General features: G+C 30.1%; 17 protein-coding genes and 1 tRNA gene. 13 read left to right on the top strand and 5 right to left on the bottom strand.

What is annotated here, in order from left to right; translation table 11 throughout:
- Positions 1 to 50 precede the first annotated feature (50 nt).
- Genes nadD through KQI42_RS18525 form a run of 5 tightly spaced genes read left to right on the top strand, consistent with a single transcriptional unit; the run spans position 51 to position 2,967 of the window.
- Positions 51 to 650, top strand: a complete 600-nt coding sequence (gene nadD, locus KQI42_RS18545) for a nicotinate-nucleotide adenylyltransferase (RefSeq protein ID WP_216521940.1) — start codon at positions 51 to 53, stop codon at positions 648 to 650.
- Between the two features lie 15 nt (positions 651 to 665).
- Complete coding sequence (gene yqeK, locus KQI42_RS18540) at positions 666 to 1,235, top strand: bis(5'-nucleosyl)-tetraphosphatase (symmetrical) YqeK (protein ID WP_246566741.1); 570 nt, start codon at positions 666 to 668, stop codon at positions 1,233 to 1,235.
- 5 nt (positions 1,236 to 1,240) lie between these two features.
- Positions 1,241 to 2,191, top strand: coding sequence for an LCP family protein (locus tag KQI42_RS18535; protein WP_216521939.1), 951 nt, complete (start codon positions 1,241 to 1,243; stop codon positions 2,189 to 2,191).
- 19 nt (positions 2,192 to 2,210) lie between these two features.
- Complete coding sequence (rsfS, locus tag KQI42_RS18530; RefSeq protein WP_216521937.1) at positions 2,211 to 2,564, top strand: ribosome silencing factor; 354 nt, start codon at positions 2,211 to 2,213, stop codon at positions 2,562 to 2,564.
- A 13-nt stretch (positions 2,565 to 2,577) separates the two neighbouring features.
- Positions 2,578 to 2,967, top strand: coding sequence for a RidA family protein (locus KQI42_RS18525; RefSeq protein WP_216521935.1), 390 nt, complete (start codon positions 2,578 to 2,580; stop codon positions 2,965 to 2,967).
- A gap of 33 nt (positions 2,968 to 3,000) precedes the next feature.
- Here the strand turns inward: KQI42_RS18525 and KQI42_RS18520 are convergent, their stop codons facing one another.
- Positions 3,001 to 4,278, bottom strand: coding sequence for a D-alanyl-D-alanine carboxypeptidase family protein (locus KQI42_RS18520; protein ID WP_216521933.1), 1,278 nt, complete (start codon positions 4,276 to 4,278; stop codon positions 3,001 to 3,003).
- Between the two features lie 153 nt (positions 4,279 to 4,431).
- On the opposite strand from KQI42_RS18520, the gene KQI42_RS18515 reads away from it, so the two are divergent.
- The 6 genes from KQI42_RS18515 (at position 4,432) to KQI42_RS18490 (ending at position 10,408) form a co-directional block, all read left to right on the top strand.
- Positions 4,432 to 5,064 (top strand): helix-hairpin-helix domain-containing protein, encoded by a 633-nt coding sequence (locus tag KQI42_RS18515; RefSeq protein ID WP_216521930.1) that lies wholly within the window; start codon positions 4,432 to 4,434, stop codon positions 5,062 to 5,064.
- A 9-nt stretch (positions 5,065 to 5,073) separates the two neighbouring features.
- Complete coding sequence (gene selD, locus KQI42_RS18510; protein WP_216521929.1) at positions 5,074 to 6,114, top strand: selenide, water dikinase SelD; 1,041 nt, start codon at positions 5,074 to 5,076, stop codon at positions 6,112 to 6,114.
- A gap of 19 nt (positions 6,115 to 6,133) precedes the next feature.
- Positions 6,134 to 7,558 carry an L-seryl-tRNA(Sec) selenium transferase gene (gene selA, locus KQI42_RS18505; RefSeq protein ID WP_216521928.1) on the top strand — a complete coding sequence of 475 codons (1,425 nt, stop codon included), beginning with the start codon at positions 6,134 to 6,136 and terminating at the stop codon, positions 7,556 to 7,558.
- Positions 7,559 to 9,469: a selenocysteine-specific translation elongation factor gene (gene selB / locus KQI42_RS18500; protein WP_216521927.1), complete on the top strand. Its 1,911-nt coding sequence runs from the start codon at positions 7,559 to 7,561 to the stop codon at positions 9,467 to 9,469.
- Positions 9,470 to 9,496: 27 nt separating this feature from the next.
- The gene (locus KQI42_RS18495) at positions 9,497 to 10,186 is read left to right on the top strand and encodes a response regulator transcription factor (RefSeq protein WP_216521926.1); all 690 of its coding nucleotides are present in this window, start codon (positions 9,497 to 9,499) and stop codon (positions 10,184 to 10,186) included.
- 125 nt (positions 10,187 to 10,311) lie between these two features.
- Positions 10,312 to 10,408 (top strand) — tRNA-Sec (locus tag KQI42_RS18490).
- A gap of 175 nt (positions 10,409 to 10,583) precedes the next feature.
- On the opposite strand, the gene KQI42_RS21915 is transcribed toward KQI42_RS18490, so the two are convergent.
- From KQI42_RS21915 to KQI42_RS18480, 3 genes are read right to left on the bottom strand one after another with little or no spacing between them, the layout of a single operon-like run.
- A complete protein-coding gene (locus tag KQI42_RS21915; protein WP_425519807.1) occupies positions 10,584 to 10,817 on the bottom strand; it encodes a tyrosine-type recombinase/integrase in 234 nt (77 codons plus the stop codon).
- A gap of 17 nt (positions 10,818 to 10,834) precedes the next feature.
- Positions 10,835 to 11,431: a site-specific integrase gene (locus tag KQI42_RS18485; protein WP_216521924.1), complete on the bottom strand. Its 597-nt coding sequence runs from the start codon at positions 11,429 to 11,431 to the stop codon at positions 10,835 to 10,837.
- Entirely contained in the window at positions 11,377 to 11,682 is a 306-nt protein-coding gene (locus tag KQI42_RS18480) for an Arm DNA-binding domain-containing protein (RefSeq protein WP_216521922.1), read from the bottom strand. Before KQI42_RS18480 ends, KQI42_RS18485 begins: the two co-directional genes overlap by 55 nt.
- Positions 11,683 to 11,913: 231 nt before the next feature.
- Here KQI42_RS18480 and KQI42_RS18475 point away from each other — a divergent pair, with 231 nt between their 5' ends.
- A complete protein-coding gene (locus tag KQI42_RS18475; protein WP_216521920.1) occupies positions 11,914 to 12,081 on the top strand; it encodes a helix-turn-helix domain-containing protein in 168 nt (55 codons plus the stop codon).
- Entirely contained in the window at positions 12,078 to 12,398 is a 321-nt protein-coding gene (locus KQI42_RS18470; RefSeq protein ID WP_216521918.1) for a hypothetical protein, read from the top strand. Before KQI42_RS18475 ends, KQI42_RS18470 begins: the two co-directional genes overlap by 4 nt.
- Before the next feature lie 287 nt (positions 12,399 to 12,685).
- Here the strand turns inward: KQI42_RS18470 and KQI42_RS21535 are convergent, their stop codons facing one another.
- Positions 12,686 to 12,820, bottom strand: coding sequence for a hypothetical protein (locus tag KQI42_RS21535; RefSeq protein WP_281420511.1), 135 nt, complete (start codon positions 12,818 to 12,820; stop codon positions 12,686 to 12,688).
- Positions 12,821 to 13,225 lie beyond the last annotated feature (405 nt).

The following is a 13,225-nucleotide window of genomic DNA, read 5'->3' as shown; positions in this document are numbered from 1 at the left end:
AATGTTTCTGAAGTTTAATTATTAATAGAGATTTTGGAGGGATATGAAATATGAAAATTGGAATAATGGGGGGCACCTTTAATCCAATTCACAATGGTCATTTAATCATGGCTGAATACACACGATATAGTTTGAATCTAGATAAAGTATTATTTATACCTACTGGAAAACCTCCTCATAAAGAGATAGAGGAAGTTGCTTATTTAAACCATAGGCTAGAGATGACTGTTTTAGCAACTTTATCTAACTCTTTTTTCCAAGTGTCATCAATGGAAATAGAAAGAAAAAATATAACTTATACTATAGACACTATTGAAGCTTTGAAAGAAGAATATCCTAAAGATGAATTTTATTTTATTATAGGTGCAGATTCTTTGTTTGAAATAGAAAAATGGAAAGATTATAAAAAACTTTTAGGACTATGCAATTTTGCCGTAGTTGAAAGACCTAATTATAATAATGATAAAATAGTAGAGAAGATACAAAACTTAAAAACTTTACATAATAGTAATATTGTTAAAGTAGACTCCCCTTTAATAGAGATTTCTTCAACAGAAATAAGGAATAGAGTTAATAAGGGACAATCAATAAAGTATTTAGTTCCTGAATCAGTGGAAGATTATATTACTAAATACGGCTTATATAAATAAAGGAGATTTTTCATAATGGAAAAATGGATAGAAGAAAGACTTATTGAAACTATAGGATTAGAAAGGTACAAGCACTCTTTAGGGGTTATGAATACAGCTATAGAACTTGCCGAAATTTATGGTGTAGATATTGAAAAGGCTAGGAAAGCTGGACTCCTTCATGATTGTGCTAAGTTTAAGGATCAAATAAATTTATTGAAAATGGCATATGACTTTGATATAATTTTAGATAGTGTCATGGAGCATAATATACAACTCCTTCATGGACCAATAGGTTCCAAAATAGCTGAGGTAGAATATAATATTAAGGATAGGGACGTTTTAGATGCCATCTATTATCATACTACTGGTAGAGAGAGAATGACTGTTCTGGATAAAATAATTTATATAGCTGACTATATTGAGCCAGGCAGGAATTTTAAAGGTGTTAATGAAGTTAGAAAACTTGCTTATGAAAATTTAGATAAAAGTATCTTATTAGCTATGGACAATACTATTAAATTTGTCATTGATAAAGGTCAGTTGATTCATTTAGATACTATAAAATCTAGAAATTATCTTAAAATTCGATTAAAGTTGGAGTGAGACAAATGAAAAAAAGATTCTTAAAGACTTTTCTTATTTCTTTTATGGCTTTCGTTTTAATTTATGGTGGAACTATATATTTTTATATGCTTAAGCCAGATGAGGAGGACACTATTTCTAAGGAAAGTTTTTTAGATAGAGTGCTTGATGACCAAGATGAAATTACCTTTTTATTATTGGGCGTAGATGGGAAAGATACAAAGAAAAACGATAAAGTCAGATCTGACACCATGATGTTGTGTAAAGTAGATAAATCTACAAGTCAGATTTCATTATTATCTATACCTAGAGATACGAAAGCTATGATTAGAGGAAGAAAGTATGAAGAAAAAATTAATCATGCTCATGCATATGGTGGGCCTGAATTATCAATGAAAGCTGTTAAAGATTTATTAGGTATAGATTTAGATTATTATGTTAGGGTAGACTATGGAATTGTAGAAGAATATGTTAACTTAATTGGTGGAGTGGAAATTGATGTTCCGATGAATATGAAATATGATGATCCAGTGGCAGATCCACCTCTTCATATAAACTTAAAGAAAGGATTACAAGTATTAGATGGTGACAAATCTTTACAATTTTTAAGATATAGAAAAGGGTACAAAGATCAAGATTTAGGTAGAATAAGAGCTCAACAGACTTTTATGAAAGCTTTAGTAGATCAATCTTTAAAACCAGCTAATATAATGAAAGTTCCTCAGATGGTAAAAACCTATTATGATAATGTAGATACTAATATTCCATTAGATTTGATAATGAAGTTTGCTGTTAAAGCAAAATCTTTTGATACCACGGCTATGCATACTGCAACATTACCGGGTGAACCAAAGACAATTAAAGGAATATCTTACTATATACCCTATAAGGATGAAAGCGGTAGATTAGTAAAGGAAATGTTCTTAAATCAAGAAGCTGTAGAAAGTATAAGAAACAACATTGATGAAGCGAATTAAAATATCAGGAGGGAATTAGGTGAAGGAATTAGATAAAAGTTTATCTGTTGTAGTAAAAGCATGTGATGATAAAAAAGCATTAGATATAAAAGTTTTAGATATATCAAAGTTGACTTCAATTGCTGATTATTTTGTAATTGTAAGTGGAAACTCATCTAGTCAAACAATGGCTATAGCAGATGAAGTAGAAGATAAGATGAGGGAAGAAGGCTTTGAAGAAGTAAGTAAAGAGGGCTATCAAAGTGCTAGGTGGATATTAATGGATTATGGTAATATTATAGTTCATATTTTCCATAGAGAAGAAAGAGAATTTTATAATCTTGAAAGATTATGGGCTGATAGTGAAGAACTTACTTTAGACAATATACTGTAAGGAGGTGAAGAGTATGGCGTTAATACCTATATCAACTAGTAAAGCACCAGCTGCTGTAGGTCCTTATTCACAAGGAATGAAAGCGATGAAAGCGGGTAATATCATATATACTTCTGGACAGCTACCAATAGTACCAGAAACAGGAGAATTATTAAAGGGTGATATTCAAAAAGAAACTAGATTGTGTTTAGAAAATGTAAAGGCTGTTTTAGAAGAAGGAAATGCAACTTTAAAGGACGTAGTGAAAGTTTCTATCTACATAACCGATATTAAAAACTTTCCAATGATTAATGAAGTATATGAAGAATATTTTAGTGAACATAAACCTGCAAGAACTTTAGTTGAAGTTTCACAACTTCCTAAAGGAGGAGATATTGAAATAGAGGCAATTGCTATATTATAATCATTATAAAATAACCTCGTCTACTAGACGAGGTTATTTTAATGAGCTTGGAACTTTATATAAACTAGATCTCTTCTTTCTTCTTTTCTTTTTCTTTATTAGATAAACACTTCTACTAATGATTAAAATTAAAAAAAGAATAATATACCATTTATCTAATATTTTCTTAAACATACCTACCTTAGGAATTTCTTCAACAGCTAAACTGGAAACAATATCAGTTTCTCCAATTTTTTCACCTTTTAAGAAATATTCAACCTTGCCAAGACTTTGCTCTTTTTCAATAGGAGCTTCTATGGCTTCGTTAAGAATAATTTTCTTTTCAATATTGTCTTTACTACCTTTAGGGATAGTGAGTGTAAGACTATTTTTTATGATTCCTGCAATTAAAGGTAACTTTCCATTTTGAATTTTAATATTATCTATGAATTCATTATTATAAGCTAAAGTTACTTTTTCAAAATTATTAAATCCATAGTTTAAAAGCTTATGAGTATCAGAATATACGTTTCTTCCATTTGATTTTAATACTACAGAAATTAATTTTTGGTTTCCTTTTTGAGCAGATGTTACAAGACAATTTTGTGCCATTTGAGTATAGCCAGTTTTAACCCCATTAACTCCTTCATATTTGATAGGTACAGCTTTTCCATCTACATCAATTTTCTGATTACTATATAAAAGTTTATTAGCTGAATTCAATGGTCTAGCTTCAGTTTTTTTGTTTGTAGGAGGAATTAAATAAGTATAGTTGGCAACAATTTGTCTAAAATTTTCATTTTGCATAGCATATTTAGCTATAAGAGCAAGATCGTATGCTGTAGTAACATGATTTTCATCATGAAGTCCATTTGGATTAACAAAATTAGTATTTAAGGCTCCTATTTTCTTTGCTTTCTCATTCATTAATTTAGCAAAACCATCGATACTACCAGATATATGTTTAGCTATGGCTAAAGCCGAATCATTAGCGGATTCAACTAAAAGTGCATACATTAGATATTCTAGTTTCACTTGCTCTCCTGGTTCTAGAGCTATATGACTTCCATCAGTTAAGTTAACAACTTCTTGATCAACTGTTACAATATCATCCATTTTCCCCAATTCTATAGCTAATATACCTGTCATTATCTTAGTTGTACTGGCGGGATAAAGTTGTAAATGAGCATTTTTTTCATATAGGACTTGTCCAGTTTCACCATCAATTAAAATACCAGCTTCTCCTGCTAAAATCAAGTTATCTGTTGCATAGGAAGGAGAAAAACTATTAAGTAAGAGAAAAACTATTATTGCAATTATTGCTTTCTTCATTTAAAACACCACCTTATTATTCTTATTAAAGTATACCAGAAAATCAGCTTTTTTTTAAGTAAATTATAAGATTATTTATATAAAAAAGAGGAAAAGTAATAATAAAGTAGAATATGGAAGTATTGTAAAGAACTAAGAGAAGGGGGATAATATATGGATTCCTTTACAAAGAGAGAACAAATAGTTATACTATTAATTGTTTTTATAATTATTTCTATTGCCATATTTAACTTCACACCTAGGAATAATATGTCTCTAGAGAGTAACTCTAAAGATTCAGTTGAAGTAATTAGTTTGGATAATGAAATGGATGAAGAAAACCAAGATATTGTAATAGATAAAACAGATGAAATTATAATGGTACATATTAGTGGTGAAGTTTATAATCCAGGAATTGTAGAGCTAACTTTAGGTTCAAGAGTAGCAGATGCTGTAGATTTAGCTGGAGGATTGAAAAAACATGCGGATTTAGATAGAATTAATTTAGCTAAGAAATTAGTAGATGAAGAGAAAATTTTTATTCCTAAAATAGGTGAAGATATTAATAAAGAGATAGATTCTGAGCACTATGAAAATTCAAATTCTACAGTAGAAAGTAAAGTAAATATAAATACCTGTACTAAAGAAGAGCTAATGTCCTTACCAGGTATAGGAGAAGTAACCGCTAGTAAAATAATAGAATATAGAGACAACAACATTTTTAGAAGTATTGATGATATAAAGAATGTTTCAGGAATAGGAGAAAAGAAATTTGAAGGTATAAAAGAAATGATAACAGTTAAATAAAAGGAGTGTATGATTATGGAAAAAAGGTTAACTCAGTTAACTAAGAGTTCGGGATGAGCTGCTAAAATCGGACCCGATGTTTTGGCACAAGTTTTGTGTCATTTACCAAAATCTTTTGATGATAATTTAATAGTTGGTTTAGATACTTCTGACGATGCAGCGGTATATAGAATTAGTGATGAATTGGCTCTTATACAAACTTTAGACTTTTTTACACCTGTAGTAGATGATCCTTATGTTTTTGGACAAATAGCTGCTACTAATTCTCTAAGTGATATTTATGCTATGGGAGGAGAGCCAAAACTTGCAATGAATATAGTATGCTTTCCAAACTGCTTAGATCCTAATGTATTAGTAGATATACTAAAAGGAGGATCTGATAAAGTTCAAGAGGCAGGAGCTATATTAGTTGGAGGTCACACTGTAGAAGATGACGAACCAAAGTATGGTTTATCGGTAGCGGGATTTGTTCATCCAAATAAAGTCCTTACTAATAGTAATGCAAAGCCAGGAGATTTACTTATACTCACTAAACCTTTAGGATTAGGTATCGTGAATACAGCGATAAAAGGAGAAATTGCAGATAGAAATTCCTATGATGAAGCAGTAAAGGTTATGACTACATTAAATAAATATGGTAAGGAGGCTCTAGATAGAGCAGGAGGAGCTAATAGTTTAACAGATATCACAGGATTTGGATTATTAGGTCATGCTTTAGAAATGGCAATGGGAAGTTCAGTAACAATAAGGATAAATCATAATAACATACCACTAATAATCAATACATTAGAATATGCTCAAATGGGCTTGGTACCTGCGGGTGCTTATGCTAATAGAAAATATATAGGAGATAGAATATATATAAACAAGGATGTTCCTAAAGATATAGAAGACGTTCTATTTGATCCTCAGACTTCAGGAGGCTTATTGATATCTGTCCCAAAGGATAAAGCGGAGAGATTAATGGAGGAGTTAGAAGATACACCAACTAAGTATGGAATTGTTGGTGAAGTAGTAGAAAAACAAGAATATTTTTTAATAGTAGAATAATAGATAAGGAAGGGATTATATGGCTCAAAAAAATTTATTCACCTTAATACCTAAAGTAGATGAACTATTAGACAAGGAAAATATAAGAGAACTCTTGACTTATATGCCAAGAAAAATTGTAGTAGATTCAATAAGAGAAGAGATAGACTTATTAAGAACTTGTATTAAAAATAAAGAAGTAACTGAAGAAGAAATAATAGAAAGGATCGAAGTAATTGAAGATTTAATAAAACATAGATCAAAGGATAAAGATGCATATAAGCTTAGAAGAGTAGTAAATGGTACCGGAGTAGTGATACATACTAACTTAGGCCGTTCCTTAATTAACGAAGAGATAATGAATAATATAAAAGAAATAGCTATTAACTATTCAAATTTAGAATATGACTTAGAAAAAGGAACAAGAGGATCTAGATATAGTCACTTAGAAGATATAATTATTGAAATTACTGGTGGAGAGGCAGCCATGGTGGTTAATAACAATGCTGCAGCAGTACTCCTAGTTCTAAGTACCTTAGCAAAAGGTAAAGAAGTTATAGTTTCTAGAGGAGAACTAATAGAAATAGGTGGCTCTTTTAGAGTACCTGAAGTGATGGAACAAAGTGGGGCTTCTTTAGTTGATGTTGGAACTACAAATAAAACTCATCTTTGGGATTTTGAAAATGCTATAAATGAAAATACAGCTGCTCTTTTAAAGGTACACACTAGTAATTATAGAATATTAGGATTTACATCTTCTGTAGATTCAGAAGAACTTTATCAATTAAAAACAAAGTATAACATACCACTAGTTGAAGATCTAGGAAGTGGAGTGCTGATTGATTTATCTAAATATGGATTAGAATATGAACCGACAGTACAAGAATCCTTAAAAAATGGTGTAGATGTTGTAACTTTTAGTGGAGATAAATTATTAGGTGGGCCTCAGGCAGGAATCATAGTCGGTAAAAGAAAATATATTGAAGCAATGAAAAAAAACCCATTGACTAGAGCTTTTAGAGTAGATAAATTCACTATTTCTGCTTTAGAAGCAACATTGAGGTATTATCTTGATGAAGCTGTGGCAGTCAAACAAATTCCAACATTAAATATGTTAACTATGGGTATAGAAGAAATAGAGAATAAAGCAAATAAGTTATTAAGAAAGATTACAGATAATATTAAAGATGAAAATTTTAAAGTAGATGTAGAAAATAATTATTCAGAAGTTGGTGGTGGATCATTGCCTTTAGAGAAATTACCTACAAAATGTATAGTTATAACTCTTGATAACTTAAGTACCCAAGAGTTTGAAAATAATCTTAGGAAATATGAAACACCAATAATAACTAGATTATATAAAGATAGGGTATATATTGATTTAAGGACAGTAAATGAAGAGGAATTTAGTACTATAGTAAATGGATTAAGATTTACTTTAAGTAAGGTTAAAGGAGTGCATTAAATGAAGCATGTGATTATTGGTACTGCAGGTCATATTGACCATGGGAAAACCACATTGATAAGAGCTCTAACAGGAAGAAATACAGATAGATTAAAGGAAGAACAGGAAAGAGGAATATCTATTGAATTAGGATTTACTTACTTTGACTTACCTAGTGGAAAAAGAGCAGGTATAATTGATGTTCCAGGACACGAAAAATTTATTAAGAATATGTTAGCTGGTGTTATAGGTATAGATATAGTACTTTTAGTAATAGCAGCAGATGAAGGGATCATGCCTCAAACGTTAGAACATTTAGCTATATTAGACTTACTTGGAATTAAAAAGGGCTTTATAGTATTAACTAAATCAGATTTGGTAGACGAGGAATGGATAGAATTAGTAGAAGAAGATATAAAAGATGAAGTTAAAGGAACTTTTCTAGAAAACTCACCAATAATAAAAGTTTCATCTACGAGAGGAACTGGCATTGATGAGGCAATCAGCCTAATAGATAGTTTAACAGAACAAATAGAAGATAGAGATATAAATGATATGCCTAGACTTCCTGTAGATCGAGTTTTTTCCATATCTGGATTTGGTACTGTGGTTACAGGTACCTTGTTATCAGGATTCTTTAAAGTAGGGGATGAAGTACAGATTTTCCCCGGAAATAAAAAAGGAAGAATAAGATCACTGCAAGTTCATGATAATGATGCAGATATAGCCTATGGAGGACAAAGAGTGGCTATTAATATAGCGGGAATAAAAAAAGAAGATGCTCAAAGAGGGTCTGTTTTAGCTCCTATTAGTTCTATGAAGGATACAATGATGTTAGATGTAAAAGTTAAACTATTAAAAAGTATAAATAGATCCATTGAAAACAGAACAAGATTAAGACTTTATATAGGAACAAAAGAAGTTTTGTGCCGTATTGTTTTGTTAGATAGAGAAGAATTAAATCCTGGAGAGGAAGCATACGCTCAACTTAGATTAGAAGAAGAAATTGTTGTAAAGAGGAGAGACAAGTTTATAATAAGATTTTATTCGCCTATGTTTACTATTGGTGGTGGAGAAATTTTAGAACCAAATCCAACGAAAAAGAAAAGATTTGACAAAGATACTTTGAAAGAACTTGAAATAAAAGAATTAGGTAATTCAATAGATATTATAGAAAAGATAATTGAAGATAAAAGTAAAGAGTTTCCTACTATTAAAGACATAGCTGTATTTACAGCTATGTTAGAAGAAAAGGTTAAAGAAGAAGTAGAGCATCTTGTTAAAGATGATAGATTAGTAATATTTCCTCTAACAAAGGATTTATATACTATTCATAAGAAATATTTTAATGAAGTTAAAGATAAGATTATAAAGGAATTAGAACTTTATCATAATAAATATCCACTTAGAAATGGTATGAGAAAAGAAGAAATAAGAAGTAAATTTTTAAAAAATGCTAAACCAAAGGTTGCTGAGGCCTTTATAGATTCATTAATTAACAGTGGAGATTTAGAACAACGATTGGAAAACATATGCATAAAGGGATTTGAGAGTAAATATAACTCTTCTCAGCTAAAAATTAAAGAAGATATTATTAATAAATTTAAAGAAAATCCTTTTTTGCCACCTAGGAAAGAAGAATTATTAGAGTTGTTAAATATGAGTAAGGAAGATGTAGAGGAAGTTTTTGTTTCTATTGTAAACAATGGTGACATTATAAAATTAAGTGATGAAATATATTTATTGAAGGAAAATTATGATATTGCTTTAGACAAGTTAGAGAAATACATCCATAACAATGGTCCAATTTCTATAGGAGAATATAGAGATTTATTAAATACCAATAGAAAAGTGGCTTTATCTCTCTTAGAATATTTTGATCAGATTAAGGTTACGAAACGAGATGGAGATAAGAGAATATTGAGTAAATAAAGACTTTATTTATTTTGAGGTGATTTAATGGATACAAAAGTATTAATTGTCGATGATGATAAGTCTTTTGTTAAAGGTTTAAAATACAGTCTTGAGCAAGATGGTTATAGTGTTGATGTAGCTTTTATGGGGAAGGAATCTTTAGAGAAAACAAGTAAAAGAGAGTATGATTTAATAATATTAGAATTAGTTTTACCTGATACTAATGGATTGAATATATGTCAATCCATTAGAAATTTTTCTCATGTACCTATCATAGTTATTACAAAAAAAAGTGAGGACATAAATAAAATATTGGCTTTAGAGTATGGAGCAGATGATTATATGGTAAAGCCATTTAATATATTAGAATTAAAAGCTAGAATAAAGGCTATACTAAGAAGAATAAATTATAAAACTACAGAGATGAGTAATCAAGTCTTTACAGTTCAAGATTTTACTATTAATACTTTAGGAAGAAAAGTGACAATAAACGATAAAAATATAAATTTAACAGGAAAAGAATTTGATTTATTTCTTGTTTTAGTTTCTAATTCAGGTAAAATCTTTACTCGTGAAGAACTTTTGAAATTAGTATGGGGATATGAATATTATGGTGATTTACGTACGGTAGATGTTCATATTAGAAGAATAAGAGAAAAAATAGAAAAGGATTCTAGCCATGCAGAATATATATTAACTAAGTGGGGAGTAGGCTATTATTTTAGAGGCAATTAATAGTGATTTAATGATATTTGTATTGCTTGTGAATAAGCTAAAATAAAGTCAAAAAATGTGGTATTGTGATAAAAATACTTGAAAATAGTAAATATATATTGTATAATAGTTCTTGTTGCAATTATGGGGGTAGATGGGTCCTGGTGGGTCCTCTGGTCTTCAAAACCAGCGCGAGGGGTTAAGAGCTTCTTGGGTGGGTTCGATTCCCACATACTCCCGCCATAGTAAATAGAACAGCTTCGGCTGTTTTTTTGTTTTTTGTTTTACAAATATAATCTTTTTAAAATAGCTTTTGCAAACATGAGGGTGAAAATAATATACTAAATGCTATTTAGTATTAAATAATATATCGTCTATTCTATTAGTAGCTTCTTGTTTCATTTCATCAATGACATGGCTATATAGGTCTAGTGTTATTGACACGTTTGAATGCCCTAGTCTCTCTGATGCAACTTTGGCAGGTACTTTTGATAGGTAGCATCATTGTTGCATCGGTATGCCTTAAATCATGTAGTCTTATGTGTTTAAGATTACTTTCTTTTATAAATTCTCCAAATCTTTTACTAAATGAGGCTAGGTTAATATTAGATCCGTCTTCATTACAAAAAATAAATCCTTTATCTTTATATATTTTACCTTGGCTTCTCTTTAATTTTCTTGTGCTTTATTATGAACTTTTAGTAAATCAATAATATTATCTGATAGAACTATGGTTCTATTACTTCCTTCTATTTTAGGAGTTGTCAAAATTAACTCAGTTCCTTCATCTCCACCTCTAATTAAATTTCTTTGTATAGTAATAGTTTTGTTTTTATAATCTATGTCTTCCCATTTAAGCCCTAAGAGCTCTCCACGACGTAAACTGAGGAAATACATTACTTTAATAGGAATTTCGAGTAAATTGCCTTCTAAGGCTTTAAAAAGCAATTGTATTTCTTCTGTATTCAAAACACTTGCTTTATATTTTGTAGCCTTGGGAGCTTCCACTCCATCTAATGGGTTAGATGCTATAAGACGATATTTTTTAACTGCATCAACCATAGCTTTATTAAGTAATCTGTGATGATGTAAGACAGTAGTGCCAGATAAAGTCTCCAACTTAGTATCATAATATTTATCTATGATGTAGGGTTTTATGTCTTTTAATTTAATATATCCTAAAGAAAGTATAAGATGTTTATTGATTATTGCTAAATAGCCTGATACTGATGAAGGTGAAAGTTTTTTCTTTCTTTTTCTATCCACGTTGTTAGATAATCTTTTAAAATCATATCTGAAGGGAGTAATAAAGTTCCTTCATAAACTTGTGTAATTATTTTGGTCATTGCTTGTTCTGCTTCATCTTGTGTTTTGTAACCACTAAACCATTTTTGTTTTCTTTTACCCATTGCAGGATCTATTCTTATATCAACTACTATTGAATAAGTAGATCCTCTTTTTCTAATATGACCACACATATTAAAGCTTATAAATATCTTCAGTGTTATACATATCAAATAAACCAATTATATAATCATTTATCCACGTATATTCCTTCAATTCAATTCCCACCTTTTAGCATAGAAAATCTAGTTGCATTAATTACTATTATGAGTATATATGATTTAGGATTTTAAATTTTTCTATTTTCTAGGATTTCACTTTTCAATTCTTTATTTCAGCTTCGTCTTTGTCATATTTATTTTCTGCATGTTCTTCTTCAGGAGAATAAAGAACCAGAGGAAGTTATGACAATTAAAGATATGCAGCAATTCCTTCAAGTAAGTAGATCTAAGGCTTATGAATTAATTAAGATTGAAGGATTTCCAGCATATCGAGTAGGAAGTGAATTTAGGATGTTCAAGAGTGAACTAGTTGAATGGCTAAAAACTCAGAAAGGAGACGAAATAATTTGAAATTTATAGCAGGTTTTATAGGTAAGAACAAAGATTTTGAGTTAATTGAAATCCAACAAAAGCTAGAAGAAAGAGAGAAGAGCATCACAAGAAAGTCCAGGAGCAGAAAGAGAAGGCGAAAGAAGAAGCATAGGAGGAATACCATGAATTCACCATGCTTGTACTGTGAAAACAGACATTTCAATTGTCATAGTAAATGTGAGAAGTATGTTAAATATAAAAGCTGTTATAAATCAAGAGATACTGAAGAACAGGAATATATAGGGTATATAAATGGAGCAATATCAAGGATGAAAGGAAAAGGTAGATGGACATAAAAGAACCGGGGTCAAGCCCCGATTCAATCATGATGGATTAGAAGAAATCACAGTTACAGAATATAAACACCAATATCAAAAAGAAGAATAATAGAGAATCATCTGGTCTTCTGCGAGTCATAATAAACACCTCCTGATTAGAAATAGGGTACCTAAAACCCTATTACACAATATGAAAATTGTTAATAAAACGTTAATGTTTAAAGTTAAATTATTTTAAGAAAGGTAAAGAAAAACAAGAGGTAAAAATAAGAAAATCGGGGATAAACCCCGACTGGTGTGATGATCTAGCATCTTTTACCAAATCCATTACAGTTACAGAAAATAATCACTAATAACAAAAAGAAGAACAGCAATGAATCGTCAAAACTTTCGCCTCTAAATAAACCACCAAGCAAACCGCCACGCTCATTATCAACCATAATAATACCTCCTTAATTATTTTTTTAGGTCACAGTAGTAGAATATGCTGCTACTCAAAATACGTTACTTTAAAATTAAATTATTTTTAAATTATCTTAAGGAAGTGGAAAAAAAGAAAATCGGCGTAGACCATGGCTTAGAAGAAAACTTAAGACAACAAAGAACTCTAATAATAAGGTATCGAGAAGATTTGAGGTTGTTAAGGAATAGCAGAAAGAGCTTAATGGTATAACAAAGAAAAAATCGGGGACAAGCCACGACTAGTAAAATAGTTTAGCATCTACCGAATCCACCACAGCTACAGAATAAAATTACTAATAGAAGGAAGAAGAACAGTAATGAATCGCCTATACCGTCACAACCTCTGTCTCTGTCGCAATCTCTGTCTATTATGCTAAATAAAT

It is taken from the genome of Tissierella simiarum, from assembly GCF_018917865.1.
In the GTDB taxonomy this organism is placed as follows: Bacteria; Bacillota; Clostridia; order Tissierellales; family Tissierellaceae; genus Tissierella_C; species Tissierella_C simiarum.
The sequence above is the reverse complement of the archived record's forward strand: the minus strand, read 5'-3'. Positions and strand labels throughout refer to the sequence as shown.